Source organism: Chryseobacterium sp. GVT01B, assembly GCF_019970045.1.
Lineage (GTDB): Bacteria > Bacteroidota > Bacteroidia > Flavobacteriales > Weeksellaceae > Chryseobacterium.
In genome coordinates, this window is the sequence record NZ_JAHXYI010000001.1 from 179,857 (window position 1) to 206,324 (window position 26,468).

28 protein-coding genes and 2 tRNA genes are annotated in these 26,468 nt (G+C 37.0%); 15 read left to right on the forward strand and 15 right to left on the reverse strand.

Annotated features, from left to right (window positions below):
- Positions 1-119: 119 nt before the first annotated feature.
- On the reverse strand, positions 120-1,307 hold the full coding sequence (mnmA, locus tag LC457_RS00835) for a tRNA 2-thiouridine(34) synthase MnmA (protein ID WP_223598207.1): 1,188 nt from the start codon (positions 1,305-1,307) through the stop codon (positions 120-122).
- Positions 1,308-1,497: 190 nt separating this feature from the next.
- Here mnmA and LC457_RS00840 point away from each other — a divergent pair, with 190 nt between their 5' ends.
- Positions 1,498-2,025 carry a hypothetical protein gene (locus tag LC457_RS00840; RefSeq protein ID WP_223598208.1) on the forward strand — a complete coding sequence of 176 codons (528 nt, stop codon included), beginning with the start codon at positions 1,498-1,500 and terminating at the stop codon, positions 2,023-2,025.
- 141 nt (positions 2,026-2,166) lie between these two features.
- Here the strand turns inward: LC457_RS00840 and LC457_RS00845 are convergent, their stop codons facing one another.
- A complete protein-coding gene (locus LC457_RS00845; RefSeq protein ID WP_223598209.1) occupies positions 2,167-4,704 on the reverse strand; it encodes an ATP-dependent Clp protease ATP-binding subunit in 2,538 nt (845 codons plus the stop codon).
- A gap of 152 nt (positions 4,705-4,856) precedes the next feature.
- On the opposite strand from LC457_RS00845, the gene LC457_RS00850 reads away from it, so the two are divergent.
- From LC457_RS00850 to LC457_RS00865, 4 genes are read left to right on the forward strand one after another with little or no spacing between them, the layout of a single operon-like run.
- A complete protein-coding gene (locus LC457_RS00850) occupies positions 4,857-5,084 on the forward strand; it encodes a uroporphyrinogen decarboxylase (protein WP_223598210.1) in 228 nt (75 codons plus the stop codon).
- Positions 5,081-6,175 (forward strand): glycosyltransferase, encoded by a 1,095-nt coding sequence (locus LC457_RS00855; RefSeq protein WP_223598211.1) that lies wholly within the window; start codon positions 5,081-5,083, stop codon positions 6,173-6,175. Before LC457_RS00850 ends, LC457_RS00855 begins: the two co-directional genes overlap by 4 nt.
- Before the next feature lie 47 nt (positions 6,176-6,222).
- Complete coding sequence (locus LC457_RS00860) at positions 6,223-6,642, forward strand: SufE family protein (RefSeq protein ID WP_223598212.1); 420 nt, start codon at positions 6,223-6,225, stop codon at positions 6,640-6,642.
- 50 nt (positions 6,643-6,692) lie between these two features.
- Positions 6,693-7,616: a glycosyltransferase family 9 protein gene (locus LC457_RS00865; protein WP_262904043.1), complete on the forward strand. Its 924-nt coding sequence runs from the start codon at positions 6,693-6,695 to the stop codon at positions 7,614-7,616.
- Here the strand turns inward: LC457_RS00865 and LC457_RS00870 are convergent.
- From LC457_RS00870 to LC457_RS00885, 4 genes are all read right to left on the reverse strand, one after another.
- A complete protein-coding gene (locus LC457_RS00870) occupies positions 7,606-8,727 on the reverse strand; it encodes a hypothetical protein (RefSeq protein WP_223598214.1) in 1,122 nt (373 codons plus the stop codon). The two genes, LC457_RS00865 and LC457_RS00870, sit on opposite strands and share 11 nt — an antisense overlap.
- A gap of 118 nt (positions 8,728-8,845) precedes the next feature.
- Positions 8,846-8,920 (reverse strand) — tRNA-Val (locus LC457_RS00875).
- Between the two features lie 33 nt (positions 8,921-8,953).
- Positions 8,954-9,028: transfer RNA gene (locus tag LC457_RS00880), tRNA-Val, on the reverse strand.
- A gap of 49 nt (positions 9,029-9,077) precedes the next feature.
- On the reverse strand, positions 9,078-10,316 hold the full coding sequence (locus LC457_RS00885) for a folylpolyglutamate synthase/dihydrofolate synthase family protein (protein ID WP_223598215.1): 1,239 nt from the start codon (positions 10,314-10,316) through the stop codon (positions 9,078-9,080).
- Between the two features lie 184 nt (positions 10,317-10,500).
- On the opposite strand from LC457_RS00885, the gene LC457_RS00890 reads away from it, so the two are divergent.
- From LC457_RS00890 to LC457_RS00910, 5 genes are read left to right on the forward strand one after another with little or no spacing between them, the layout of a single operon-like run.
- Positions 10,501-11,823: a TolC family protein gene (locus tag LC457_RS00890; protein ID WP_223598216.1), complete on the forward strand. Its 1,323-nt coding sequence runs from the start codon at positions 10,501-10,503 to the stop codon at positions 11,821-11,823.
- A gap of 1 nt (position 11,824) precedes the next feature.
- Complete coding sequence (locus LC457_RS00895) at positions 11,825-12,418, forward strand: SprT-like domain-containing protein (RefSeq protein ID WP_223598217.1); 594 nt, start codon at positions 11,825-11,827, stop codon at positions 12,416-12,418.
- A 2-nt stretch (positions 12,419-12,420) separates the two neighbouring features.
- Positions 12,421-13,503: a mannose-1-phosphate guanylyltransferase gene (locus tag LC457_RS00900; protein ID WP_223598218.1), complete on the forward strand. Its 1,083-nt coding sequence runs from the start codon at positions 12,421-12,423 to the stop codon at positions 13,501-13,503.
- Between the two features lie 32 nt (positions 13,504-13,535).
- Complete coding sequence (locus tag LC457_RS00905) at positions 13,536-14,198, forward strand: hypothetical protein (protein ID WP_223598219.1); 663 nt, start codon at positions 13,536-13,538, stop codon at positions 14,196-14,198.
- Positions 14,167-14,700: a GNAT family N-acetyltransferase gene (locus LC457_RS00910; protein ID WP_223598220.1), complete on the forward strand. Its 534-nt coding sequence runs from the start codon at positions 14,167-14,169 to the stop codon at positions 14,698-14,700. Before LC457_RS00905 ends, LC457_RS00910 begins: the two co-directional genes overlap by 32 nt.
- 83 nt (positions 14,701-14,783) lie before the next feature.
- On the opposite strand, the gene bcp is transcribed toward LC457_RS00910, so the two are convergent.
- The gene (gene bcp, locus LC457_RS00915) at positions 14,784-15,233 is read right to left on the reverse strand and encodes a thioredoxin-dependent thiol peroxidase (RefSeq protein WP_223598221.1); all 450 of its coding nucleotides are present in this window, start codon (positions 15,231-15,233) and stop codon (positions 14,784-14,786) included.
- Between the two features lie 33 nt (positions 15,234-15,266).
- On the opposite strand from bcp, the gene nth reads away from it, so the two are divergent.
- Positions 15,267-15,887 (forward strand): endonuclease III, encoded by a 621-nt coding sequence (nth, locus tag LC457_RS00920; protein WP_149387431.1) that lies wholly within the window; start codon positions 15,267-15,269, stop codon positions 15,885-15,887.
- Positions 15,888-16,119: 232 nt separating this feature from the next.
- Here the strand turns inward: nth and LC457_RS00925 are convergent, their stop codons facing one another.
- Together LC457_RS00925 and LC457_RS00930 are read right to left on the reverse strand one after the other, a co-directional pair.
- Positions 16,120-16,566, reverse strand: a complete 447-nt coding sequence (locus LC457_RS00925) for a DinB family protein (protein ID WP_223598222.1) — start codon at positions 16,564-16,566, stop codon at positions 16,120-16,122.
- A gap of 73 nt (positions 16,567-16,639) precedes the next feature.
- Entirely contained in the window at positions 16,640-18,436 is a 1,797-nt protein-coding gene (locus tag LC457_RS00930) for a DUF885 family protein (protein ID WP_223598223.1), read from the reverse strand.
- A 169-nt stretch (positions 18,437-18,605) separates the two neighbouring features.
- Between LC457_RS00930 and LC457_RS00935 the strand changes: the two genes are divergently transcribed.
- From LC457_RS00935 to LC457_RS00950, 4 genes are all read left to right on the forward strand, one after another.
- On the forward strand, positions 18,606-19,067 hold the full coding sequence (locus LC457_RS00935; protein ID WP_223598224.1) for a hypothetical protein: 462 nt from the start codon (positions 18,606-18,608) through the stop codon (positions 19,065-19,067).
- Between the two features lie 174 nt (positions 19,068-19,241).
- Positions 19,242-19,946 (forward strand): MotA/TolQ/ExbB proton channel family protein, encoded by a 705-nt coding sequence (locus LC457_RS00940; RefSeq protein ID WP_047422081.1) that lies wholly within the window; start codon positions 19,242-19,244, stop codon positions 19,944-19,946.
- 12 nt (positions 19,947-19,958) lie between these two features.
- Positions 19,959-20,357, forward strand: coding sequence for a biopolymer transporter ExbD (locus tag LC457_RS00945; RefSeq protein ID WP_213277581.1), 399 nt, complete (start codon positions 19,959-19,961; stop codon positions 20,355-20,357).
- 35 nt (positions 20,358-20,392) lie between these two features.
- Positions 20,393-21,277 (forward strand): ferric siderophore ABC transporter substrate-binding protein, encoded by an 885-nt coding sequence (locus tag LC457_RS00950; protein ID WP_223598225.1) that lies wholly within the window; start codon positions 20,393-20,395, stop codon positions 21,275-21,277.
- A gap of 15 nt (positions 21,278-21,292) precedes the next feature.
- Here the strand turns inward: LC457_RS00950 and LC457_RS00955 are convergent, their stop codons facing one another.
- The 6 genes from LC457_RS00955 to fbaA all read right to left on the reverse strand — a co-directional run bounded on the left by LC457_RS00955 (position 21,293) and on the right by fbaA (position 26,435).
- On the reverse strand, positions 21,293-21,685 hold the full coding sequence (locus LC457_RS00955; RefSeq protein ID WP_223598226.1) for a hypothetical protein: 393 nt from the start codon (positions 21,683-21,685) through the stop codon (positions 21,293-21,295).
- Between the two features lie 55 nt (positions 21,686-21,740).
- Complete coding sequence (locus LC457_RS00960) at positions 21,741-22,106, reverse strand: four helix bundle protein (protein WP_223598227.1); 366 nt, start codon at positions 22,104-22,106, stop codon at positions 21,741-21,743.
- Positions 22,107-22,161: 55 nt separating this feature from the next.
- Positions 22,162-23,565, reverse strand: coding sequence for a nucleoside recognition domain-containing protein (locus LC457_RS00965; RefSeq protein ID WP_223598228.1), 1,404 nt, complete (start codon positions 23,563-23,565; stop codon positions 22,162-22,164).
- Positions 23,566-23,856: 291 nt separating this feature from the next.
- Positions 23,857-24,366, reverse strand: coding sequence for a hypothetical protein (locus LC457_RS00970; RefSeq protein ID WP_223598229.1), 510 nt, complete (start codon positions 24,364-24,366; stop codon positions 23,857-23,859).
- 54 nt (positions 24,367-24,420) lie between these two features.
- Positions 24,421-25,275, reverse strand: coding sequence for an acetyl-CoA carboxylase, carboxyltransferase subunit beta (gene accD / locus LC457_RS00975; RefSeq protein ID WP_047095043.1), 855 nt, complete (start codon positions 25,273-25,275; stop codon positions 24,421-24,423).
- Between the two features lie 89 nt (positions 25,276-25,364).
- The gene (gene fbaA, locus LC457_RS00980; protein ID WP_105682972.1) at positions 25,365-26,435 is read right to left on the reverse strand and encodes a class II fructose-bisphosphate aldolase; all 1,071 of its coding nucleotides are present in this window, start codon (positions 26,433-26,435) and stop codon (positions 25,365-25,367) included.
- Between the last annotated feature and the right edge of the window lie 33 nt (positions 26,436-26,468).

Here is a 26,468-nt window from a genome sequence, read left to right on the forward strand (position 1 = left end):
CTATTTACTCAGTAAGTAAGACAACTTAAAAAACGTTACAGAAAAATTTTAAAAAAATATTTTCTTTAAAAAATTCCAGTACCTAATTCCACAATCCCGAAACACGAACCTCGCATCCCTTATGCAATCACACCGCTTCCGATAAGTTCATCATCAATATACCATGAAGCAAACTGTCCTTCCGCAATAGCAGACTGAAGTTCATCAAACTCAATATATAATGCATTTTCAAACTGATACAAAGTGGCTTTCTGCAAAGACTGTCTGTATCTGAATCTGGCCATTACTTCCATAGATTCTCCATTCTGAAGTTTCATATCTTCACGTACCCAGTGCAGTTCAGAATTATCAATTTTCAATGCTTTTTTGTGAAGGCCAGGAAAGTGACTTCCTTCTCCCACGAAAATGATATTGTTTTCCATCTCTCTGGAGATGATAAAGCAGCTTTCTTTGTGGCCGCCTATTCCAAGGCCACGGCTTTGTCCGATAGTGAAAAACTGGGCTCCCTGATGTTTCCCGATTACTTTTCCGTCAGATTTTTTATAATTGATTTTTCTGGATAAAAACTCAAGTTCTTCTTCTTTAGAAGCGAATTCAGGTTTTTCTTCCGAAAATAAAGGCGAATCTTTGAAAATTTCTACGATTTCTCCTTCGTTAGGTTTCAATTGCTGCTGTAAAAACTGAGGAAGGCTTACTTTTCCGATAAAACACAATCCCTGAGAATCTTTTTTATCAGCAGTTACCAATCCGATCTCCTTGGCGATTTCTCTTACCTGAGGTTTTGTAAGTTCACCGATAGGGAATAACGCTTTTGAAAGTTGATCCTGGCTCAGCTGACAAAGGAAATAAGACTGATCTTTATTGTTATCTTTTCCGGCAAGAAGATGGAAAATTTCTTTCCCGTTTTCGTCAAAAGTAGAGTTTACTCTTGCGTAATGTCCGGTTGCCACCTTATCTGCACCCAAAGACATCGCCGTCTTCATAAATACGTCGAATTTTACTTCTCTGTTACACAATACATCCGGGTTGGGAGTTCTTCCTTTTTCGTATTCGGCAAACATATAATCAACAATACGTTCCTTATAAAGTTCACTCATATCGATCACCTGGAAAGGAATTCCAAGCTTTTGTGCCACCATAAGGGCATCATTACTATCCTCAATCCAGGGACATTCATCTTCTAATGTTACGGAAGCATCGTTCCAGTTTCTCATGAATAAAGCCACTACTTCATGGCCTTGCTGCTGCAGCAAATACGCTGTAACACTAGAATCTACACCTCCGGAGAGGCCTACTACTACTTTCATTATATTTCAATTTTACGAAACTCTTAACGGGAGTTCTTAGTTTGATGCGGCAAAAGTACAATTAATAATGTCGTAAAAAAACCATAATTTTAAACATTGATAAAAACGATGTTAACCGTATTTGCCATTATAGCGAACTATTAACAAAGATAGAAGCATATAATATCATCACAACAAAATATATCTACATATGAAAAAAATTATTATTTCAATGATGCTGATCATCTCAGGGTCGGCGTTTTCCCAGGTTTCAGTAGGAGCTCCGGTGCAGGAAAACAGCAAGTGGACCTTTGGAGGTGGGATCGGATTAGGATTCGGAAGTAACAGTGCTTTTAATCTGTCTGCCTCACCAAGAGTGGGGTACAGGCTTACAGATGATCTTGAAGCAGGAGTTGTAGGAAGTGTATCGTGGCAGACTTCCGACTATTATAAATCTACTATGTTTGGAGTAGGACCTTTTGTGAATTATTATTTTGCCAGATCATTTTATGTGGGAGCAAACTATCAGCATTATTTTGTTGATTATAAGGATAAATACTATGATTATAAATACAATACAGAAGAAAATGCATTATATCTTGGAGGTGGATATATGCAGAGAATCGGAAATAATTCTTTTATGCAGCTTGGGTTAATGTATAATGTACTTTGGAAGCAGAATTCCAGTGTGTTTTCAAGCGGCCTGATTCCGAATATCGGATTTGTGGTGGGACTTTAATCCCGTGATTTTTCAATAGGAGCGGGCTTTAGCCCGTTCAATACAACATTCAATACCATTGGCTTTAGCCAAAACCTATAAAACAAAATCCCCGGGAAATTTCCCGGGGATTTTCTATTTGAATTTAAATTATTTATTCAATTAAGATTGAGAAGATTTCTCAGCTGCTGATTTTTTAGCCTTCTGCGTTTTTCCAATCAATCCGTCTTTAGCTTCATTAAGGTCAAGAACTACGGTTTCTCCTTCATTCAATTGCTTGTTTACCAGCATTTCTGCCAATAAGTCTTCAATATATTTCTGGATGGCACGTTTCAATGGTCTTGCACCAAAATCTTTATCCCAACCTTTTTCAGAAATGAAGTTTTTAGCATCTTCAGTTAAGTCAACTTTATATCCTAATTTTTCAAGTCTGCCATACAATTTGTTCAATTCAATATCAATAATTTTCTTGATATCATCCTGAACAAGAGAGTTAAAGATCACAATGTCATCAATTCTGTTTAAGAATTCAGGAGCAAATGCTTTCTTAAGGGCACTTTCTATAGTGCTTCTCGCTCTTGTATCTGAGCTTGTCTTTTTAGCTGAAGTTCCGAATCCTACACCATCTCCAAAGTCTTTAAGATCTCTGGTTCCGATATTGGAGGTAAGAATGATAATTGTATTTCTAAAGTCGATCTTTCTACCTAAACTGTCTGTAACGTGTCCTTCATCAAGGATCTGTAACAGAATATTGAATACATCCGGGTGAGCTTTTTCAATCTCATCCAAAAGTACCACAGCATAAGGTTTTCTTCTTACTGCTTCAGTCAACTGGCCACCTTCTTCATATCCTACATATCCCGGAGGCGCACCCACCAATCTTGATACGGCGAATTTCTCCATGTATTCACTCATGTCAATTCTGATCAGAGACTCATCGGATTCAAATAGCTCTCTCGCCATTACTTTAGCCAGCTCGGTTTTACCAACCCCGGTTGTTCCAAGGAAAATAAATGTACCGATAGGGCGGTTCGGATCTTTAAGACCTGCTCTGTTTCTTTGAATTGCTTTCACAACTTTTTTCACAGCATCTTCCTGACCGATTACTTTTCCGTTCAGTTTTTCATCCATCTGGGCAAGCTTGTCAAGCTCGTTCTTGCCAACTTTCGTTACAGGAACTCCACTCATCATAGAAACCACTTCCGCTACATTTTCTTCCGTTACTGTTTCTTTTTTCTCTTTTACATCCTTATCCCATTTTTCCTGAGCGGCATTTAGTTCCATCTGAAGACGTTCTTCTTCATCTTTAAGCTTTCTTGCCTCAAGGTAATCCTGTGCTTTTACAGCTTTCTGCTTCAGTTCTTTGATGTCTTCAATTTTCTTTTCAAAATCAATGATTTCGGTAGGAACTTTCATGTTCTTGATGTAAACACGAGATCCGGCTTCGTCCATCGCATCAATTGCTTTGTCTGGTAAGAAACGGTCTGTAATATATCTCGATGTCAGATTCACACACGCCAGAATCGCTTCCGGAGTATATACTACATTATGGTGCTCTTCATACTTATCTTTGATCTGGTTCAGAATCTGAATGGTTTCATCAATAGAAGTAGGCTCTACCATTACTTTCTGGAATCTTCTTTCTAAAGCACCGTCTTTTTCAATATACTGACGGTATTCATCCAGAGTAGTTGCCCCAATGCATTGAATTTCTCCTCTTGCCAAAGCAGGTTTGAACATATTGGAAGCATCTAAACTTCCTGTAGAACTTCCCGCTCCTACAATTGTATGAAGCTCATCAATAAATAAGATGACATCTCTGTTTTTTTCCAGTTCTGTCATGATAGCCTTCATTCTTTCTTCAAACTGACCACGGTATTTAGTTCCGGCAACTAAACTTGCCAGGTCTAAAGTGATCACACGTTTTCCGTAAAGAACTCTTGACACTTTTTTCTGTTGAATTCTTAATGCTAAACCTTCAGCAATGGCAGATTTACCAACTCCCGGTTCTCCGATAAGAAGAGGGTTGTTTTTCTTTCTACGCGATAAGATCTGAGAAACTCTCTCAATTTCTTTTTCACGGCCGATTACCGGGTCTAGTTTTCCATCCCTTGCCAAAGAAGTAAGGTCTCTACCAAAGTTATCCAAAGTAGGCGTTTTACTTTTTGCAGAACCTAGATTTCCTGTAGGCTTTCTCATCTGCTCAAATTCTTCTCTCTCATCATCATCGTCATAAGCACTCATCTGTGGAGACTGGCCTGAATTTTTAAGCATAGTCTGGTATTCTCTTGAAACTCCTTCATAGTCGATGTCGTAAGCTCCCAGAATATTTGAAGTAGGGTCCTCATATTTATAAAGAATACCTAAAAGCAGGTGAACGGTATTAATCTCATTGCTTTTATATTGTCGGCATTCTAACTCCGCACGTTTAATGGCATGATCTGCCATCTTGGTGAAAGAAATATTGGTAACCTCCTCAGAAATAGGATTTAGACTTGCTGTATTTAAAGTTTCAATTTTTCTTCTGATTTGTGTTAAATCCGCATTAAGGTTTTGAAGGATTTCTTTTGCAGAGTTTTCCGTTTTTATAATACCTAAAAGTAGATGTTCTGTATTAAGAAATTCACTTTTCAGCCGTTTAGCTTCGCTTTTGCTTTGTTTGAACACCTGGCTCAAACCTTGTGAAAACTTATAATCCATAATATATCTCATTAGAACAAAGGCAACATTACCTTTTATTCATTATCTAAATTACAAATATTTTACCAAAAATCAATTAATGACTTTATGGCAGTAAAAAATTTTATTATCTTATTGAAAATGATTAAGTTTGTTATCCTTAAAAATTTCTCATGAGCCCCGAATCTACTACTTATATCGGATATTCTGCCTCAGTTTTTATCGTGCTGAGTTTCATACTGAAAGATGTAAGAAAAATTAGAATTGTCAACATGATTGGCTGTTTTTGTTTTGTCATTTATGGCTTTTTTAGTGGGCCGTTATGGCCGGTTATCATTCCAAACGGATTGATCTGTATTATCCAGATCTATCATTTAATACTAGGCAAGAAAAAAGAATGAGGAAAAAAGTAATTACTTCAGCTTTTAGCAGCCTATATACCGATCAGAGAATAGAAAAGGTATGCAAAACCCTTTTTGACAACGGATATCGCATTGAACTCATCGGAAACGATTGGGAAGGAAATGAGAAAATGGAACGTCCTTATCCTTTTTCAAGAATAGAACTCACGTCAAAAAGCCTAAAGACAGCTTATTTTGAGTTCAACTGGAAGTTATACCATGAGCTTAAGAAAAAAGCGGACAAAGATACTATCCTTCATGCCAATGACATTGACGCACTTCTGCCAAATTATCTCATTGCCAAAAAACTGAACATTCCATTAGTCTTTGACAGTCATGAAATTTTCACAGAAATGCCATCGGTACAAAACAGGTTTTCACAAAAATTCTGGAGGGTTCTGGAAAGAAAGCTGGTTCCTCATGTGAAATTTATGATGACAGAAAGTGAAAGCTACGCTGAATGGTTTCACGAAAAATATAATGTCAACCCGGTAGTTGTCAGAAATATCCCGAGAAAAATTCTTTCTGCTCCCGAAATTCCTGAAAATCATCCTAAAATTATTCTATATCAGGGAGCGATCAACCAATCCAGAGGAATTGAAAAAATGATTGCCGCCATGCATCATATTAAAGATGCTGTTCTGAAAATTGCCGGTGACGGACCGAAGAAAAGAGTATATGAAGAACTTGTTATTCAGGAGAAGCTACAAAGCAAAGTCTTTTTCCTTGGTAAACTGAAACCTGAAAACCTCAGAGAAGTGACCAAAACAGCAGATATGGGTTTCAGTCTTGAAGAAAATAACGGAGTTAGCTATTATTATTCCTTACCCAATAAAGTTTGTGACTATATTCAGTCCAGAGTGCCACTTGTTATGATTAATTTCCCGGAGATGAAGCGGATAAGAAATCAATTCAATGTAGGGGAAATTATTTCGGATCACAAACCTGAAACTATTGAAAAAGCAGTTAACCTTGTTCTTGAAAGAGGAAGGCTGTATTATCAGAGCGAACTTAACAAAGCTGCAGATGTATTTTGCTGGGAGAATGAGGAAACAAAAATCCTTCAGCTTTTTGAAAAAGCATCCCGGTAATAAATTTTACAAAATTGGTTATCTTTGCAAAAGAAATTTGATTAAAAATGACCATTAAAGAAAAACAGCAGGAAATAATAGATGAATTCGCTTTTCTTGACGATTGGGAGCAAAAATACGAGTATATCATTGATCTCGGAAAAGAACTGAAAGGCTTACCGGAAGATAGAAAAACAGAAGAAAATCTGATTAAAGGCTGCCAGAGTAAAGTTTGGATTGATGCTGAATTTAAAGATGGGAAACTTTTCTTTAATGCAGATTCTGACGGTATTTTACCCAAAGGAATTGTTTCTCTTTTAGTAAGTATTTATAGTGGGCATTCCACTCAGGAAATTCTGGATTCTGATTTTGATTTTATTGCGGAAATAGGATTGCAGGAATTTCTTTCGCCATCCAGAGCTAATGGATTGATGGCAATGACCAAACAGATCAAGTTTTATGCAGTTGCTTACCAACTGAAATCATAGCCGTGACAAAAATTTTAGCATATCGTTTTTCCGCATTCGGAGATGTTGCGATGACTGTGCCTGTTTTCAGAGAATTTCTGGAGCAGAACCCTGGCGTGGAAATTATTATGGTGTCCAGAAAGAATTTTGAAGCACTGTTTGCGGGAGTTCCCAATGTTACTTTTAAAGGAATTGATCTTGATGACTATAAAGGTCTCTTTGGATTGAGGAAACTGAGCAATGAACTGATCCGGGAGTTTAATCCGGATTGTATTGCCAATCTTCATGACGTAATACGGACCAAGGTTTTAGACAGAATATATAGAAGAAAAGGACTTAAAGTTTTCAAAATAGATAAGGGTAAAGAGGAGAAAGAGCATCTTACAGATGTATGGAACCTTGAGAAAGTACAATTGAAGAAAACCGTAGAGCGTTACGCAGACGTATTCCGTAAAATGGGATTCAAGCTTGAGCTTTCACATCAACTCAGACCGACTTCGGAACAAAAATCAGGAATTGGCTTTGCCCCTTTTGCCCAACACAAAGGAAAGATGCTTCCTTTGGAAAAATCCTATGAACTGGTCAGAATTCTGGCTCAGAAACATACGGTATATTTCTTTGGTGGAGGTAAAAAAGAAACTGAAACCCTTGAAAGATGGGAGAGCGAGATTCCTAATACAAAAAATCTTGCCGGAAAATTAAACCTTACAGAAGAACTCAATCATATTGCCGGCCTGGAACTGATGATTTCCATGGATTCTGCGAATATGCACCTTGCAAGTCTGGTAGGAACAAGATGTGTTTCTATTTGGGGAGCTACTCATCCTTATGCCGGATTTTTAGGTTTCGGGCAGCGTGAAGAAGATGTTGTTCAGGTAAAAGATCTTACCTGCAGGCCATGTTCTGTTTTTGGAGATAAAGAGTGCTACAGGGGAGACTGGGCTTGTCTTGAGGAGTTCAATATTCAGAAGGTGATAGACAGGGTTAATTTTTAAAAATAATCTTTACCATCTCTTCGGCTTTAGCATAATCCGAATGTGTTTTTTCTAAGATTTGCTTTCTCTTTTCAGAATCAGCATAGTCTTTTTCAGCTGAGATGATAATCTGTTGGCGAATTTCGGCCATATTACCTCCATACAGGCATAAATTTGTCAAAACAGGATCATCTGTAACATTTTCATTAATAATCACAAAACGGCTGTTATAAAGGGTGTTGAAAAGCTTCACCTTGGTTCCTGAATTCTGGAAAGAAATCAGAATATTGGCATGGGCATTTTCCAGAAGATTGTGAAGGTTTTCCGTGGTTTGGATAGGAGTGAGGGTAATATTTTCGATCGTTGAAATCCTCTTTTTAATGTCTTCACCGGCGCGGTCGGAGGCCACAAGAAGTTTATACTGTGGAAGAGTTTTGAATAAATCAATAGTCTCAATCAGTGCTCTTTTGTTATCGGCGGTGGTAAGGTCTCCATGAAAAAGAAAATAATTTCCTTTTTTATCCAGTTGCTTTACCCATTGATTGCCGTGGAAAATATGAATTAACTGTGCGTTTTTCGAATAAGTTTCCACTTCATTATATTCCTTTTCAGACAGACAGAATATAGCTTCAAACTTCTTTAAAAGCTTTTTTTGATATCCTTTATATTTTAAGGATTCAATTCTGTAAACAATCTTTTTAAAAATATTTTTTTCTGATAAAGAAAGCCCTTTATAATACTCCGTTTCGTTGTTGTGATGGCGGAGATATAGTTTGTGCCTGTTATCTTTCAAAAACCTGATGATGGATGTTGTCTGCAGTCCTTCAAATAATATAGGAGCGTTGGTCTTTTCCAGATTTTTAAGTAGGAGCTCAGAATTTCTTATTACGACAGCAAAAGGAATTCCTGAAAAATAGAGGAGTGGATTCTTTTTCTTTTCATAAAAAAAGACATTTTCAGTAATTTCCTCAACTTCCGGATCAATCTTTACAGGAATTTTGTCTACAAAGCAATGAAGGTGGATTTTTATTCCCGAATCAGATAGAGCCTTAATCTTATAATACACATCAATGATCCCGCCATAAGAAGGAGGATAGGGATAGTTGAATGATATGATATGGAGTTCCTTCACGTCACGCGAATTCAGTTGCGTGCAAAGGTAAATAAATATAAGGAAAGGAGGTTAGGAAACTCTTAAATAGCTTAGGAATAAAAAAAAAAAAATCTCCCAATTTCTTGAGAGATTTTTGTGGGTCCTGAGGGATTCGAACCCCCGACCCTCTGGGTGTAAACCAGATGCTCTGAACCAACTGAGCTAAGAACCCGAATTTTTTTGAAAGGTTTCGTTTCCTTTTCTGTGGGTCCTGAGGGATTCGAACCCCCGACCCTCTGGGTGTAAACCAGATGCTCTGAACCAACTGAGCTAAGAACCCTCTAGACTTGTTCTCTTGTTTAGAGTGGTGCAAATATACGACTTATTCTTTAATCTCCAAATTTTTTTTCTAAAAAATCTCCCACTACGAAGTTGCTTCCGCCGATAAAAATCATTTCTTCATTTGTACATCGTTCTTTTGCAGTAAGATACGCTTCCTCTACGGAATCAAAAATTTTATAAAAAATTTTCGCCTCCTGAAGCAGATTTTCATAATCTTCCGGATGTCTTCCCCTGTTGATGGATGGTTTTGCAAAATAGAACTCAGAATTTTCAGGAAGTAATTTCATCACATCATCTATTTTTTTGTCATTCACAAACCCCAAAATGACATGCTTGTGTCTGTCAATTGAGTTTAATTGTGAAAAAACATACTCCAAACCTGCCTGATTGTGCCCCGTATCACAAATCGTAAGCGGATTTTGTGAAAACTCAAACCAACGGCCAATAAATCCTGTATTCTGATGAACATGGAGCAGACCATTTTCAAGATCTTTGTCGGAAATATGCACTTTCAGTTTTCTCAATTCCTCTACTGCAGCCAATACGACACTGATATTTTTCTTCTGATAATTTCCTTTCAAATCAGATTCAAGATTTGTATGAATAAGAGTGGCATCTATAAACGGTGCATTTTCTTTAATCGCTTTCTCTCGGATGATATTTTTGACTGCTTCATTCTCGTCACCGGAAATAACAGGGATATTACTTTTAACAATTCCTGCTTTCTCGGCTGCAATCTCTTCAATGGTATCTCCCAAAATATTCTGATGATCCAGCTGAACATTCGTAATAGCAGAGATCAGGGGTGTAATAATATTTGTTGAATCCAGTCTTCCTCCCAATCCTACTTCGATAATGGCAAAATCTACCTGTTGCTGATAAAAATATTCAAAAGCCATAATTGTGGTAAATTCAAAGAAAGAAGGTCGGATATCTTCCGGAAGTGTTCTTAGTTTTTGAATAAACTCAAAGACAAATTCTTTATTACAGTTTTTGCCATTGACTTTAATACGCTCTGTGAAGTCTATCAGGTGCGGAGAATTGTACAATCCGGTTTTATAACCAGCCTCCTGAAGAACGGATGCCAGCATATTGCTTGAAGAGCCTTTTCCGTTGGTCCCGCCGATATGGATACATTTTATTTTATCCTGAGGATTTCCAAAGAAAGTACAAAGCTTTGTAATATTGTCAAGCCCGGGTTTATAAGCCTTCTGTCCATCTATCTGATAGTTGGGCATCTGCACGAAAAGCCAGTCAATAGCTTCCTGATATTGTTCATTTGTCATGCTACAAAATTCCCAAAAGTTTTCTTAAAAAAAAATATAATTTTTCAATCTGTAACTTTTTTATATTTAATTCGTCTAATATTGAAAAATCTTAATATGAAGTCGCTGTGATTTGCATTTACAATACTGATGAAGATGACACGATTCCATATGACCATTAAAAACAAATAAACATCTACATAATATGAAAAAAGTTTGGATCATCGTTTTTGGATTAGGTTATCTGGGTTTAAGCGCTCAGAAGAAATGGTCCTTAAAAGAATGTGTAAGCTATGCAGTGGAGCATAATCTTCAGGTTATCCAAAATCAGTATAACAAACAAAACCAGGAATACAATCTTAAAGCCGCCCAAAAAGAATACTTGCCTTCTGTATCGGGAAGTATGACGAATGGGGTGAGCTTCGGGCAAGGGTCATTAGGAGCCGGAAGTTTTAGAAACGATAGATTCAATAACAATATTAGTCTAGGTGCTGAGATTTTGCTCTATAATAATGGGAGATTAGAGAAAAATGTAAGAAAGGCCCAGTTTGATGTAGAAGCCAGTCAATATGACATTGAAACCATTAAAAATGATATCTCTCTTCAGATTGCTCAACAATATCTGACTACTTTGTTGAATAAAGAGATTGTTAAAATCTCTCAGAGTGCCGTAGATAATGCTCAGAAACAGTTTGACAGAGCTAAAATCACCACTCAGGTTGGAACAACAGCCCAGACGGTTCTGGCGGAGGCTGAAGCTGCACTGGCAAGAGAAAAACAAAATCTTAAAACTGCAGAAGTAAATGTTGGTCGTGCTTTGTTTGCCATCGTTCAGCTTTTACAGCTTTCAGATTATAAGGGTTTTGATGTGGAAGATGTGAATATTCCGGAAAAACTTGATTTACAACTTACTACTGCAGATGAAGTGCTTACAACGGCTTATGAGATACAACCGCAGATCAAAGCAGCTGAAAGCAGAATAAGATCTGCCGAAGCACAAACTGAGGTAAGCAGAACAGCATTCTGGCCAACGCTAACAGGCAGTGCAGGGCTTATCACTTTCTATAACAGGCAGTTTGATCCTGTGCCAGGTGTTGTGCAGGGAACTTTTTTTGAACAATATAAAGATCAGTTTGGACAAAATGTAGGGTTATCACTTAATATTCCTATCTTCAATAAGGGGAAAACAAAACTTCAGGTAGAACAGTCTAAAATAAATGAAAGTTTAGCCAAGAATTCCTTGGAACAACAGAAACAGACCGTAAGACAAAACGTACAGAAAGCTCAGTTTGATGCTGACGCTAATTATGAAACCTACCTGTCAGCAGTAGAAGCAGAGAAAAGTTCGAAACTGGCTCTTGATTTTGCTGACAAAAGTTATACAGCAGGAAGAACAACCATCTATGACGTCAATGTGGCGAGAAATAATTATGCAAATGCACAGGGATCAGTAGCGCAGGCAAAATATAATTATCTTTTTAGTCTTAAACTATTGAATTTCTATGCAGGAATTCCATTAAGTTTGTAAAATGCCAATTCAATCATTAGAAAAATATTTACCTAAAAAAAACACTCTTAAATATTTAAGAATCTGGTTTTCAGATTACTATATACATATAAAGGTTACTAGAAACAGGAATTCAAAACTGGGAGATTACAGAAAGCTTCCGGACAATTCCCATGAAATAACGGTAAACTCTACGCTTACTCCGCAACTTTTTTTCTTTGTACTGACCCATGAGCTTGCGCACCTGATTGCGTTTGAAAAATATGGACGAAAAATATCTCCTCATGGCAACGAATGGAAAGAAACTTTCAGAAATATGCTCCTTGAAAGCCTTGAAATTTATGATGACGAGTTAAAACCCATCATCATAAAGTTTTCAAAATCACCCAAAGCAAACTTTATGGCAAGCCCTGATCTGGTAAGGTATTTTCATACTGAGAAACAAGATGATACTCTTCATTTTATCGAGGAACTTCAGAAGGGGGAGTTTTTTATATACCGCAACGAAAAGTATTTATTAGAAGGTCTGGTTAAAAAAAACTATCTTTGTAAGAACCTGGCTACTGGAAGGAAGTATTCTTTCAAGCCATTAGCTAGGGTAGAAAAATGTAGTTAAGAATGTTAAAATCAGATAGATACTGCGTTATAATGGCGGGAGGAATCGGGAGCCGGTTCTGGCCGATGAGCACGCAGAAATTTCCAAAACAGTTTCAGGATATTTTAGGTACCGGGCGTACTATGATTCAGCAGACCTATGACAGAATCAGCAAGGTAATTCCTAAAGAGCAAATATTCGTGATTACGAATAAAGAGTATGTGGCTCTTTCCCATCAGCAGCTTCCGGAGATTCCTGAAGAAAACATTGTGGGGGAACCGCTTATGAAAAATACGGCTGCATGTAACTTATACATGGCCAACAAGATTGCTGAGATTAATCCGGATGCAACAATGATTGTGCTTCCGGCAGATCACCTGATCCTGAAAGAGGATGTATTTTTGGAAAAAGTGGAGCTGGCATTTGAGGTAGCTTCAAAACATGATTATCTGGTAACATTAGGGATTACTCCAACAAGGCCTGATACGGGCTACGGTTACATTCAATTTGTAGAAAAAAAGGGTTCTGACTATTTTAAAGTTAAAACATTCACAGAAAAACCTATTCTTGAAATTGCCCAAAGCTTCTTGGAAAGTGGCGATTTCCTTTGGAATGCCGGTATTTTTATTTGGAATGTAAAAAGTATTCACCATGCTTTTGACCTTTATCTTCCTGAAATGATGCAGCATTTTATGGCTTGTGAATACAATTCTGAAAAGGAAAAAAGCTGTATTGAAACTATTTATCCAAAAGTTCAGAAAATCTCTATTGATAACGGGATTTTGGAAAAAGCAAAGAATGTATATGTGATTCCATCAGATTTAGGATGGAGCGATCTGGGAACATGGACCTCTGTTTACGAAAATACAGAAAAAGATAAAGACGGAAATGCTGTAAAACTAAAGCACTTACTTTCCTATAATTCAAAAGGAAACATTATCCGTCTGAGAAATAATAACAAGGCGGTAATCATTGACGGCCTTGAAAACTACATTGTTGTAGATACCGATAAAGCACTTCTTATCTGCCCGCGGGATAACGACCAGCTTATAAAAGATTATGTTCTGGACTTAAAGAATTTTAAGAAAGGAGATAAGTTTATGTAAAATTTGGTATATTTTCTGCTGATTTTTAAATTATGATTAAAGCTGCAACCCGATTTACAATTCTTATATTTTTACTTTTGGGAGTCTTAGGATTTTCTCAGGAGAAGAAAAAATTTTCAAGCATTCCGAATATTTTACAGCAGATCAATCCAAGTAATAGGGTAGATTCATGGATATTGGTATACAACAGCTATGGAAAAGGTGAAGAAATAAAAATTTCGGGTAAGGTGGATTATACCCCTCAGTTCTCCGGATTTAATCTTTTTCCCAGTGAAGACAGCTTTTATTATATTGCTTATTCAGAAGCTGGAAAAGTTAATTATGTTACCGATATTGAAGGACTTAAGAAGTTCATAGACCGGATTGATAATGCCCAGGAAGCCGCCGTAATGCTGGCTGCTGAAGGATATATGGTGGATGAGGAATTCAAAGACCTTGCAGGTAACTATCATGAAGACAAATCGAATTATTATCTTGACCTTGGAAAACTAACCTCAAAGGAATGTCCTTATCAGAAAACGCATTATACGGTGACTGTAAATAAATCAACAGGTGCTGTAGGTAATGTGAAGGACAATGGAACCTATATCGAGCTTTACAATAAAAAGTGTGCTAATAACCCGAGACTTTTAAAAATCGAAAAAAAAGAAGAACCAAAGAAAGATGAGCCTAAAAAAACACCCAAGCGCAGATAACACTTATGAGACTGAACGATTAATACTTCGTCCAATGTCCCGTGAAGACAGAGACTTTGTTTTTGAGCTTTATAACAGACCAAAATTTATTCAACATATCGGCAACCGTAATGTTAATAGCATTGAAGATGCAGAAAATTATATCCTAAACAGATTTGCTCCTCAGATTGAAAGACTTGGATTTGGAAACTATCTTTTAGTGACTAAAGACGGAAATGAAAAAGTAGGCGCAGTAGGAATCTTTGAAAGAGAAGGATTGGATATTGTAGATATAGGATATTCTCTGCTGGAAGAGTTTGAAGGTAAAGGATATGCTTTTGAAGCGGCTCAGAAGGTCAAATCTATTGGAATGGATGATTTTGGATTAACAAAAATATCTGCCATCATTTCAAAAGATAACGTTCCTTCCCAAAAACTAATCGAAAAGTTAGGACTAAGGTTTAAAAAATATGTCACTCTTCCCGGAGAAACTGAAGAATTAAACTATTACGAAACAGAATAATAAATTAAAAAAATATTTTCACAAATAATACAACCTGTGTTATTTGTGAAAATATTCGTGATATCCGTGTTTGAAAAAAGAAGTTATCCCTCCAGAATCTGCTCAGCAGCAGTCTTTGAAGTCACTTTTTCAATTACTCTTGTACAAATGCCATTTTCATCAAAGATAAAAGTGGTTCTTACAATTCCCATATAGGTTTTTCCAAACGTTTTTTTCTCCTGCCATACCCCGAATTTCTCAATGATGTTATGATTTTCATCCGCAATAAGATCATAAGGAAAAGCAAATTTGCTGTGGAAATTCTTCTGCTTTTTTACTGAATCACCACTTATTCCCAATAATTGAAATCCCGCTTTTTTAAGCTGAGTATAATTATCACTCAGGTTGCAGGCTTCCACCGTGCAGGTTGGTGTATTTGCTTGCGGATAAAAGAAAACCACTAGTCTTTTTCCAATTAATTTTGATGAGGTTACTGTTTCTCCGTCCTGATTGAGTTCTTCAAATTCAGGTAATTTATCTCCAACTTTCAGCATAATGATTTAATTTTGTTCAAATTTAAGGGTTACATGACAAAAAAACAAAGAGCTGAGCTCGTTCAGATAGAACTGGAGAAATTATATCCCACCACACCTATTCCGTTAGATCACACCGATCCCTATACATTAATGGTTGCCGTAGCACTTTCTGCGCAAACTACAGATAAAAAAGTAAACCAGGTTACGCCCGATCTTTTTGCAGTAGCAGGAACGCCGCAAAGAATGGCTAAGCTGGAAGAATTTGAAATCAAAGAACTGATCAAAGAAATAGGATTATCCAATACAAAAGCCAAAAACCTGAAGAGAATGGCTGAACTTCTGTTAGAAAGACATAATGGTATTGTTCCCCAGACTTATGAAGAATTGGAAGCTCTTCCGGGCGTAGGACACAAAACGGCTTCAGTAGTAATGAGCCAGGGTTTCGGATTTCCTGCTTTTCCTGTGGATACCCATATTCACCGTCTGATGACGCAATGGAAGCTTACGTCAGGAAAAAATGTAGTAGAAACAGAGCGTGATGCAAAAAGTTTATTCCCTGAAGAAGTATGGAATAAGCTTCATCTTCAGATCATTTTCTATGGAAGAGAATATTCTCCGGCAAGAGGAAAAGGAGAGAAGGATTTTATTACGAAAATGATGTTTGAGAAATAATTCAATGATTATAGCGCTACGTTCGCAAAGATTTTATAAAAATTACGTTGAAATAGTTTGCAAAGGCACTTCGTTCAGTTAAGACAAAAGTTTCCTCGCTAAGTGAAACGCCCTTGCGAACTAAAAATAAAACGCAACAATTACTTTATTATCGCTGCGTTTATTAAAATAAACCATGTCAAGGTTCAAAACCTTGACATGGTTTAAAAAACATCATGTAAGAGAAATGTATTTAATAATCCAATAATCTCCTGTGATAATTGACCTGTCCCAAGTGATAGTCCAGATGAGCAATCAGGTGAATCAGAAAGTAATCTGTAGTCATTTTATTTTCAAAAACAACCAGAGGATATTCTTTTTTCAGGTCGTCTTCTGATAATTGAGAAAGAGTAAAATCTATCATTTTTGTAGTTGCCTCTATTTTTTCAATAAGTTCGGATCTTGGAATATCTTTTAAGGAAAACTCCAGGTCACGTTGTCTTACATATCCTGTGTTTCCAAGATGCGTTCCTATAAAATGGTTGAGGTTTCCAACCAAATGAAGAACCAGATTACCCGCAGAATTAGCTATGTTTTTATCAATTTTCCATAGATTTTCTTCATTTTGATAGGCTTCTACCTCTGTTTTTAGTTTGTTTAAATCTCTGCTGTAAAGAGATCTAAGGCTTTCTGTGATCATATCAATTTTGTTTATTTAGAAGAGTAAATAAAAAAGGGTACTTTTTTCAATGTACCCTTTTATTAATGTAAGTTTATTTCTGTTTTTGAGCCCAAAGCTCCATTTTCCTGTTCAGAACGTCCAAAGGAAGACATCCCTGGCTTAATACTTCATCATGGAAGTTTGCCAGGTTGAATTTGTTTCCAAGTTCTTTCTGGTATTTTTCTCTCAGTTCACGGATTCTTAAAGAACCTATTTTGTAGCCTAAAGCCTGTCCCGGCATCGCCATGTATCTTTCCACTTCTGCAGTGGCAGATCCTTCATCGTAAGAAATATTGCTTAAGAAATATTTAATGGCTTCTTCTCTTGACATTTTTCCGGTATGAAGTCCTGTATCCACTACAAGTCGTACCGCTCTCAGCATCTGATCGCTCAGATACCCCATTTTCTGGTAAGGATCAGTATATAAACCAAATTCAGGACCTAGCGTTTCACAATAATGTGCCCATCCTTCACCATAGGCTCCAAACCATCCGAATCTCATGAACTTTGGAAGCTTAGTATTCTCCTGTTGTAAAGAAACCTGATAATGATGTCCCGGAATCGCTTCATGAAGGAAAAGAGACTCCATTCCTGAAGTAACATTGAATTTCGTAGGGTCAGGAAGAGGAACATAAAATATACCCGCTCTTTTTCCGTCAGGAGTTCCCGGTATATACTCTGCACTGGCACTTGCCTCTCTGAATTTCTCCGTTTGTCTGATTTCAAACTTTGTTTTTGGAGTTACGTTAAACATTGTTTTCAATTTCGGAGTAATCTTCGTCAGAATACCGTTGAAGGCATTTAAAACTTCCTTAGAGGTTTTATAAGGCATTGCCTTTGGATCTGTTTTCACAAAAGTGATAAACTCTTCCAGACTTCCGGTAAAACCTACCTGCTGCTTTACTTTTTCCATTTCTGCACGGAGCATAGCTACCTGCTGTAACCCAATTTTATTGATCTCATCAGGAGATTTCTTAGTAGTTGTCCAACTTTTTACATAATAGCTGTAAATCTCATTACCGTTGGGAAGACTGTTGTATCCGTCTGTATCTCTGGCTTTAGGAAGATAATCTTTTTCTAAAAACACTCCCATTTTAGTATAAGCCGGAATAATTTTTTTGGTGATTGTCTCCTTATAAAGTGTTGAAAATTTATCTTTCTGGTCCTGAGTGAAACTTTTCGGGAAATCTTTAATCGGTCCGTAGAAAATATTCTTTTCCATATCAGACGTTGTGATTTCCTCGGCTTTCATCTGGGGAATCATTTTGATAACCAGTTTTTTAGGAAGTACAACCTTATTGTTGATTCCCTCACGGAAGTTATCCGCTGCAGCATCCATCCATTCCGGAAATTTTTCCATTCTTTTCAGCCAATCGCTGTAATCCTTTTCAGTTTTGAAAGGCTGGCTGCCCTGTCCGCTTCCATACAGCGGAAAAGTAAGCGGAAGACCTCCGAATTGTGTGAAAGGAATATATTCCGGATGATAGGCATAGGCCTCAATTTTATCTTTTAAAGTATAATCCAGCACATCATACACCACTTTATCTTCATCAGAAAGAGTTTTGTAATCTACATGCTCCAGCTGTTTCTGAACAGAATTATAAAAAGCCACTTCTCCTGAAATAAAATCCTTATCAATATTGATGGGAAGCTGGTCATTGTATCTTGTATCTCCCTGAGATGTAGCGTCTAAAGGGTATAGCTTAAGATATTGCTCATAATAGTTGGAAGCAATAGAATCCAGGTTGCTGGGAGTCACTTTGGTAAGAGGAGAATCCGATTTTTTGCATGAAGCAAGCGCGATCATCAGCCCTAATCCAAGAATCCCTTTTGATAAAATGTTTTTCATTTTCAGAATCTTTATGAAAACAAAAGTAAGTATTATTGGGATATTCAGACTTATGGTATGAGTTGATTTTAAAAAATTATTTTCAAAATCCTTTCAACTTTGAATCAATTTTTTATCTTTGTCTAAAACGTTTAACAATCATATTATTACAGTTCTTTTTTAAGAAAAAATGAAAGGGATTTTAAAAATTTACCATCCGGAGGAAACGCTAAAATACAATATCAGAAATACTTATTGTAAAGCGGTTTACAGTAACCAACAACATTTTTTAGAGGTTGAAGTTATTACGGATGACAGTTTGGATCACGTGGACGATGATTCACTACAGTACAACTTTCCGCAGCTTTCACTTGAAGTTTTTGATTTTCCTATAGAATCAGCGGAAATAGAAGGAAAAACTATCACAATCAATGACTCTGATGAAGAAACCTACACAGAAGTAGACCTTTTCGACGACGAAGATGCCTATATCTATGACAATGAGCTTCTTTTCGAAAAAAATGAGGAAGGAGAGCTTCAGGTCATTTGGAAGGGGACCATTGATGATTTCTATACCGGATCTGATACACCGATTCCTTTTAGATTAAAATGCGAATTCAGTCAGGATGATATTGAGGTAGACGAGGATTAACAATCGTCTTCATCCTTTTATAATACCGAATTTCTTTTCAAAATTATTTTTGGAAAGAAATTTGCTATTGGTAAATAATAACAAATTTTAAGTTGTTTTTAAGCAATTTTTAAGAGTTCAATTCATAATATTCTACTACATTTGTCGTTGAAAATTTAATAAAATTCACATTTAATGCTGTTAACGGAACTTTCTCAGATTTTATTTGCACAAATCGCCACACCTGCAGTTGCTGCGGACAACTTAGAGTTCTCATTCTGGAAAATTATGTTCCACGGAGGAGCGTTCGCTAAAATAGTGATGGTCACGGTATTGCTGTTGGGAATATTTTCTCTGTATCTATTTTTTGAAAGATTTTTCTTTATCAAAAGACTGACTTCAAAAACGGATTCCAACTTCATGAATAATATTGAAGACTTTATCAAAGCTGGAAAAATAGAGGCTGCAACAGATTATTGCAAAACACAGAATTCTCCGGAAGGAAGAATTTTAGAAAAAGGAATCTCAAGACTGGGACGCCCTGTTTCTGATATCGTAAGTGCTATGGAGGCTCAGGCTCAGGTAGAGGTTGCCAATATGGAGAAAAATCTGAACCTTTTGGCTGTAGTACCGAGTATTGCACCGATGTTAGGACTTTTGGGTACAGTAATCGGAATGATTATCGCTTTCTTTAATTTATCTCATGCCACAGGATCTTTCTCTCCGAAAACACTTTCAGAGGGTATTTATACGGCATTAGGACAGACCGCTGTAGGTTTGGCAGTAGCCATTCCTGCCAACTTCTGTTACAATATCTTATTGACAAGGATTGATAAGTTTGTATTGAAGGCTCAGAATATGTCAGGAGAATTTTTAGACCTTATCAACAAACCTTTATAAATCTTTCTTACGATGAAAATTCAGAGAAGAAATAAAGCAAACCCGGAATTCAGTTTAGCAGCGATGACAGACGTTATCCTGTTGATGCTGATTTTCTTTATGATCACCTCTTCTGCCGCCAATCAAAGTGCTATTGATGTGAACCTGCCGAAAGCCGGAGCTGTTGACGATAATATACCTAATCCTGTGACAGTAAGCATTAAACCGGACGGCTCATTTTTTGTAGATGACAATCCTGTTAATAAAGGAGAACTTGAGAAGAGTATTGTAGATAAACTGGCTGGTCAGACCAATCAATCATTCACAATCAGAGCTGACGAAAACACATTGCATAAAGATGTTGTTTTTGTAATGGAAATTGCTGAAAAACATAAGTTTAATATTGCAATTGCAACCGTTAAAGATAAATAACAAATCCGGATTTCCGGAAAGAATTACCTGTTAAGATGAGAAGCTATACAGCAAACAGAAACGAAGAAAACAAAGATAGAATAAAGAGCGCCCTGCTTTCTGTTCTTATCTGGGCTGCTATTTTGCTTTTTGTTTTTTTGTATAAACTAAAACCTGAGTTGGATAAAGATCCTGAAGTGGTTACTACCATGTTGGTGAACTTCGGCGACAATAGAAATGGTAAAGGGATTGAAGAACCTGCTGAACAGCCAGGAAGTCTTGCAGCAGCTACAGAAGAAGTGACGCCTGAGCCTGCAGAAACACCTGTTCCAGAAACAAAAACTATTGTAAAACCAGAACCTGCACCTGAACCAAAGAAAGTAGAGGCAAAGGAGAAAGTCATCACAGGAAATAATTCAAAAGCAACAGTTCCTAAAAAAGAGGAATCTAAAAAAGCAGAGAAAAAAGAAGCCACCAGTATAAGTGCTTCAAAAAATACGAAGAAATCCGGAGCTACTACAGCCAACTCAAAAACAGGGAATGGAGACGGAAAAGGAAATGCCGCTATTGGAAACCTGATCAAAGGAAGAGGAACAAAAGCCGGAAGCCAGGGAACAGGTGAAGGCATAGGAAACGCTGGAGATCCTTTAGGAGGTGACGGAAACGGAGATAGCAAAGTCGGAATAGACAGAAAGCTGGTAGGCTACATCCCAGGAACAATGGGAAGGGGTGGTGCACAGCCATCTCACAGCTGTACAGCAAGCGGATCAATTACCATTGCTTACACAGTGGATAAAGCTGGAAATGTTGTGTCTGCAAGAAGATTGGGAGGTGTTTCAGATCCTTGTGTATCATCCACATCAGTAGCCTGGGTAAAGAAATATGTAAAAGCAGAGAAAGCCAGTACTTCTTCTACAGGAACTTATAAAATTACATTCTAAAAATACAAAAGCACTTTATTCAAGTGCTTTTTTTAATTCGTTGATTCTGTTTATTATCGGAAGTGCAAAAATACCACTGGTCTGAAGATACAGCTCGTAGAAAGTCTTTGCTTTATCCTGAAAATCTTTGTTTTCATCATGCCTGCTGTTGAAGTAGAAAAGATTTCCCAGCATTTCATAATAATCTTTGTGATCCCTTTCCTGTCTTTCATTAACAATAGCGATCATTTCTTCCTTTGTTTTAGAAGAAACTTCTGTAAAACTCATCTTGAAAATGTCTCTCATCAGGGTATCAAAATCAAGTTCTTTCTGCATTAAACTTTCTTCAGGTTTATCCAGGATAAGTTTTTCCAATGCCTGGGTTAGCTGACGGATGAGTCTTAGGGTAAATTCTTTATCTGTAATCATAATAGGGTATTTTGTTGCTAATTGCTAGTTGCTAGTTGCTAGTTGTTGGTTTGGATTAGGTTCGCCAGCTTAATTGGACGTATTTTATAAAGTTATTGATTTTTCCTCCTAAGAGTTTGTATTGTTCTGATTTTTCTTTAAAGTCTGAGCTTAAATCCGGATAGAGACGGTCGATTTTTGACAAGTGACAAACTGTTTCGTCACAACTTGCCTGAGAATAAGTGAGAAATCTAATAAAGTCACCTTTGTAATTGTTTCTTCCATAACCTTCTGCAATGTTCGTAACAATAGAATCTGCAGAACGTCTCAATTGGCTTCCTAATTCATATAATTCATAGTTGGGTAGTTTGAGCGATAATTTATGTGTTTCAATAAACAATTCAAAAGCAATATTATAAATGTCAAGTTTTTCGTAGCTCATTAATATCTTTTTTCACGGTTAAAAAACTAGAAACCAGCAACCAGCAACTTTTTTATTATGCAAAAAATAAATAAGCTAATGCAATTGCAGTAATAACGCCTACTAAATCAGCCAGAAGCATGGCAATTACCGTATATCTTGTATTCTTAATGGCAACGGCGCCAAAATAAACTGCGATCACATAAAATGTTGTATCTGAGCTTCCTTGAAGTACTGCCGCTAATTTCCCCTGGAAACTATCTGCTCCGAATGTTGACATCGTATCCACCATCATTCCTCTGGCTCCTGAACCTGATAGAGGTTTGATTAACGCAGTTGGAAGTCCGTCCACAAATCTCGGGTCCATACTGGCCACGTTGGCTATCCATTTCATTCCGTCAATAATTACATCAAATACACCGGAAGTTCGTAACAGTGAAATGGCAATCAGCATTCCAACCAGATAAGGAATAATCTTTACACAGGTGGTGAAACCTTCTTTTGCGCCTTCAATAAAGGCATCAAAAACGTTTATCTTCTTATAAACGGCTCCTAATACAATCGCAAGGAAGATAAACAGGATTAAACCATTGCTTAATACTTTACTGAAGTCATCCAGTTCATCTTTACTCAATTGCACAAGGTATACTACCAATAAAGCAATAATCGCTGAAATTCCTCCTACATAAGCTATTACTACCGGACGGAGAAGATTGATTTTCTGATATAAAGAAACAATAATCATTGCCGCCAAAGTAGCTGCAAAAGTGGCAATCATACAGGGCAGGAAAATATCTGTAGGCGTTTTGGAACCCATTGATGCTCTGATGGCAATAATGGACACGGGAATTAAAGTCATTCCTCCGGCATGGAGACACAGAAACATAATCTGTGAATTGCTGGCCGTATCTTTATTTGGATTTAAAGTCTGAAGGCTTTCCATAGCTTTTAGTCCAAAAGGAGTCGCTGCATTATCCAGTCCCAGAAGGTTGGCGCTGAAATTCATCAGCATATGCCCGAAAGCGGGATGGTTTTTAGGAATATCAGGAAATAATTTCGAGAAAAAAGGTTGAATCAGACGGCTTAGAAGGTTGATTCCTCCTGCTTTTTCTGCAATACTCATGAAGCCCATAAACAACGTCATAATCCCGATAAGACCAAGGCAGATTTTCACCGCAGTTTCTGAAGTTCCGATAACTCCATCGGCTTCCTGAACACGGTAAACGTTTACATTCTGTTTTAAAGAATCTGTTTTATAGTGAATTCTGCTGTCTGCAAAATCATTCTTTTTCATCAGACTGTCTCTTACAACAGGAGAGAGGCTGTTCATCGGCTGTGATGCAATCTTCACTGTATCACCTCCTTTTCCCACTACCATATCATTGAAAATGGTTTTGTAGTGACCTGACGAAACGTATTTTATACTGGCAATGGCAATGGCAATAATAATGAAAGCCGACCAAATTCTGCTGAGAACCATCTGATTGATTTAATTGTTTAAACTTATCAAAAATACTTTAAACCACAAAAATAACTAAAGTCTTTTGTTATTCTGATGTGAAATAGAATTAATGATAGTTTCAAACCTTAAACCTATTTTAACGCAGGGTACGCAAAGGTTTCTAATAATGAAGTTTGATTTTTTTCGTTCGCTAAGGCGTTAGTACTAAGCAGAGAAACAGAGACATTGCTGAATGAAATGCCGTTGCGGACGAAAATATGCATGAAGTTTTATGTTTTCTTTGCGAATCGTGGCGTTTAAATAAAGAAATTATTCTTTCAAATAGACAAGATGCCCTTCAAAATCATCATCAAGATGTTTCAGAACCTTAGCTTCATCCATTTTTTTGATTAATGCGTCTACAAAAAAGCTTTTTTCAAAAAACTGACGGTGGATTCCCGGTAAAATTTCCATGAAATAATCCATTCCGATTTTGTTATTATGGAGATCCATTTTGGTTTCCAAAGGCTCATTCGGAAATAGTTCTTCATGCATGTCTGTGATTCTTTTGCAAAAATCAAGTGCTTTTTTAGGAGAAGAAATTTTACAGCAGTACATCATGATGAAGCAGCACCATAGAGCATGTCTGAATGCATTTCCAATTCCATTCGTGGAAGCTGTCTTAGGAAATTTTTTCTGAGCTATGGTAAACGCTTTTACCGTGGCATGAAAGCTCAACAGGGCAAAAAGAGGATGGGGAAGGATAAGTGATAATAGACGTATAATCTTTTTAAAACTCATACTTCTGATGGTATTGAAAAATATCTTAAAAGTCCTCATAAATAAAAATCTCTCCCTAATTAGAGAGAGATTGTATTGTTTTTGTTACAGATACTATGCTTTTACAGCTAATAAATTAACTGTTTTTGCAACAGTATCCTGAATTTCAGTTCTTTTTACGATGAAATCTACAAATCCTTTTTCCTGTAAGAATTCTGATGTCTGGAATCCTTCCGGTAAGTCTCTACCAATTGTTTCACGGATTACTCTTGGTCCTGCGAAACCGATTAATGCTCCCGGCTCTGCCATGATGATATCAGCAGTCATTGCGAAAGAAGCAGTAATTCCACCGAATGTAGGGTCGCAAAGATAAGCGATGTATAAAAGTCCTGCTTCAGAAAGCTGAGCCAACTTAGCCTGAACTTTTGCCAGCTGCATCAAAGAGTAAGTGGCTTCCTGCATTCTTGCACCTCCGGACTGACAGATAATCATATACGGAAGTTTGTGCTTGATACAGTAGTCTACTGCTCTTCTGATCTTTTCTCCCATTACAGAACCCAAAGATCCACCGATGAAAGCAAAATCCATACAAGAAACTACCATTTCAGTTCCTTTTACAGTTCCTACAGCATTTCTGATAGAATCAGTAAGCTTGGTCTTAGCTTTTACTTCTTTCAGACGGTCTTTATAAGGCTTTGTATCTTTGAAGTTTAAGATATCAATACTTTCAACATTGGCATCCAGTTCGGTAAATTTACCACCGTCAAAAAGGATGTCAAAAAATTCCGCACTTCCTATTCTTACATGAAATCCGTCTTCAGGAGAAACATAGTTATTTCTCTTCAGTTCATCATGTTCCACAACTTTTCCGGATGGAGTCTGATGCCAAAGGCCTTTGGGAACGTCCTTTTTTTCATCAGTAGAAGTGGTAATGTTTTTTGCTTTTCTTTTAAACCAGTCGAATGCCATTTTTGCTTGTATTAATGTATAAATGTAAAATGTACCAATGTAAATGCATTCCTATGAATACTTTTTACACCGGTACAAATGTACAGTTCTTATTTTAAAGTATCTACGTTATTTAAATCTTCAAATGCTTTCACCAATCTTGTAGAGAATGTTTCCTCACCTTTTCTTACCCAAACTCTTGGGTCATAGAATTTCTTGTTAGGTTTTTCTTCTCCTTCAGGGTTTCCGATTTGAGCTCTTAAATAATCAATATTGTTTACCATATAATCTCTAACGCCTTCTGTATATGCAAACTGAAGGTCAGTATCGATATTCATTTTGATCACTCCGTAGTCGATAGCCTCTCTGATCTCCTCTAAAGTAGATCCTGAACCACCATGGAATACAAAGTTGATAGGTTTAGCAGCTGTTCCGAATTTCTCCTGAACATATTTCTGAGAATTGTCAAGGATCTTCGGTGTAAGAACTACGTTTCCTGGCTTGTAAACTCCGTGTACGTTACCGAAAGCAGCAGCAATGGTAAAGTTGTCAGAAATAGCTTTTAGTTTTTCATACGTGTAAGCTATATCTTCAGGCTGAGTATATAATTTAGAGTTATCAACATCTGAGTTGTCAACACCATCTTCTTCACCTCCTGTAACTCCGATTTCTACTTCAAGAGTCATCTGAAGCTTAGCCATTCTTTCGAAATATTGAGCTGAAATCTCAAGGTTTTCTTCCAAAGATTCTTCAGAAAGGTCTAACATGTGAGAAGAGTAAAGAGATTTTCCTGTCTGCTTGAAGAAATCTTCGTTAGCATCCATCAGTCCGTCGATCCAAGGAAGTAATTTCTTTGCACAGTGGTCTGTGTGTAGAATTACTGTTGCTCCGTAAGCTTCTGCAAGCGTGTGGATATGTTTTGCACCAGCGATAGATCCTAAGATGGCAGCCTTTTGTCCGTCATTGTTTAATCCTTTCCCTGCGTTGAATGCAGCTCCACCATTTGAAAACTGAATAATTACAGGAGAGTTCAATTTCGCTGCAGTTTCCATCACAGCGTTTACGTTGCTTGATCCAATTACGTTTACTGCAGGTAATGCAAACTTGTTTTCTTTAGCATACTGAAAGATATCAGTAACTAACTGACCTGTGGCAACTCCTGCCGGAAAAATTCTGCTCATGTTTTACTTTTTATTATAAATTTATTAGGTGTT

What these genes read in the sequence shown, in the direction of transcription:
- LC457_RS00960 (WP_223598227.1), bottom strand. Translation starts at nt 22,106, where the DNA reads ATGAGCTACGAAAAACTTGACATTTATAATATTGCTTTTGAATTGTTT.
- LC457_RS00955 (WP_223598226.1), bottom strand. Translation starts at nt 21,685, where the DNA reads ATGATTACAGATAAAGAATTTACCCTAAGACTCATCCGTCAGCTAACC.
- accD (WP_047095043.1), bottom strand. Translation starts at nt 25,275, where the DNA reads ATGGCATTCGACTGGTTTAAAAGAAAAGCAAAAAACATTACCACTTCT.
- LC457_RS00850 (WP_223598210.1), top strand. Translation starts at nt 4,857, where the DNA reads ATGAGCCCCGAATCTACTACTTATATCGGATATTCTGCCTCAGTTTTT.
- LC457_RS00905 (WP_223598219.1), top strand. Translation starts at nt 13,536, where the DNA reads ATGATTAAAGCTGCAACCCGATTTACAATTCTTATATTTTTACTTTTG.
- LC457_RS00940 (WP_047422081.1), top strand. Translation starts at nt 19,242, where the DNA reads ATGCTGTTAACGGAACTTTCTCAGATTTTATTTGCACAAATCGCCACA.
- fbaA (WP_105682972.1), bottom strand. Translation starts at nt 26,435, where the DNA reads ATGAGCAGAATTTTTCCGGCAGGAGTTGCCACAGGTCAGTTAGTTACT.
- LC457_RS00865 (WP_262904043.1), top strand. Translation starts at nt 6,693, where the DNA reads ATGACTGTGCCTGTTTTCAGAGAATTTCTGGAGCAGAACCCTGGCGTG.
- LC457_RS00895 (WP_223598217.1), top strand. Translation starts at nt 11,825, where the DNA reads ATGCCAATTCAATCATTAGAAAAATATTTACCTAAAAAAAACACTCTT.
- LC457_RS00910 (WP_223598220.1), top strand. Translation starts at nt 14,167, where the DNA reads ATGAGCCTAAAAAAACACCCAAGCGCAGATAACACTTATGAGACTGAA.
- bcp (WP_223598221.1), bottom strand. Translation starts at nt 15,233, where the DNA reads ATGCTGAAAGTTGGAGATAAATTACCTGAATTTGAAGAACTCAATCAG.
- LC457_RS00845 (WP_223598209.1), bottom strand. Translation starts at nt 4,704, where the DNA reads ATGGATTATAAGTTTTCACAAGGTTTGAGCCAGGTGTTCAAACAAAGC.
- LC457_RS00885 (WP_223598215.1), bottom strand. Translation starts at nt 10,316, where the DNA reads ATGACAAATGAACAATATCAGGAAGCTATTGACTGGCTTTTCGTGCAG.
- LC457_RS00925 (WP_223598222.1), bottom strand. Translation starts at nt 16,566, where the DNA reads ATGATCACAGAAAGCCTTAGATCTCTTTACAGCAGAGATTTAAACAAA.
- LC457_RS00950 (WP_223598225.1), top strand. Translation starts at nt 20,393, where the DNA reads ATGAGAAGCTATACAGCAAACAGAAACGAAGAAAACAAAGATAGAATA.
- LC457_RS00930 (WP_223598223.1), bottom strand. Translation starts at nt 18,436, where the DNA reads ATGAAAAACATTTTATCAAAAGGGATTCTTGGATTAGGGCTGATGATC.
- nth (WP_149387431.1), top strand. Translation starts at nt 15,267, where the DNA reads ATGACAAAAAAACAAAGAGCTGAGCTCGTTCAGATAGAACTGGAGAAA.
- LC457_RS00890 (WP_223598216.1), top strand. Translation starts at nt 10,501, where the DNA reads ATGAAAAAAGTTTGGATCATCGTTTTTGGATTAGGTTATCTGGGTTTA.
- LC457_RS00900 (WP_223598218.1), top strand. Translation starts at nt 12,421, where the DNA reads ATGTTAAAATCAGATAGATACTGCGTTATAATGGCGGGAGGAATCGGG.
- LC457_RS00945 (WP_213277581.1), top strand. Translation starts at nt 19,959, where the DNA reads ATGAAAATTCAGAGAAGAAATAAAGCAAACCCGGAATTCAGTTTAGCA.
- LC457_RS00970 (WP_223598229.1), bottom strand. Translation starts at nt 24,366, where the DNA reads ATGAGGACTTTTAAGATATTTTTCAATACCATCAGAAGTATGAGTTTT.
- LC457_RS00860 (WP_223598212.1), top strand. Translation starts at nt 6,223, where the DNA reads ATGACCATTAAAGAAAAACAGCAGGAAATAATAGATGAATTCGCTTTT.
- LC457_RS00935 (WP_223598224.1), top strand. Translation starts at nt 18,606, where the DNA reads ATGAAAGGGATTTTAAAAATTTACCATCCGGAGGAAACGCTAAAATAC.
- mnmA (WP_223598207.1), bottom strand. Translation starts at nt 1,307, where the DNA reads ATGAAAGTAGTAGTAGGCCTCTCCGGAGGTGTAGATTCTAGTGTTACA.
- LC457_RS00965 (WP_223598228.1), bottom strand. Translation starts at nt 23,565, where the DNA reads ATGGTTCTCAGCAGAATTTGGTCGGCTTTCATTATTATTGCCATTGCC.
- LC457_RS00840 (WP_223598208.1), top strand. Translation starts at nt 1,498, where the DNA reads ATGAAAAAAATTATTATTTCAATGATGCTGATCATCTCAGGGTCGGCG.
- LC457_RS00855 (WP_223598211.1), top strand. Translation starts at nt 5,081, where the DNA reads ATGAGGAAAAAAGTAATTACTTCAGCTTTTAGCAGCCTATATACCGAT.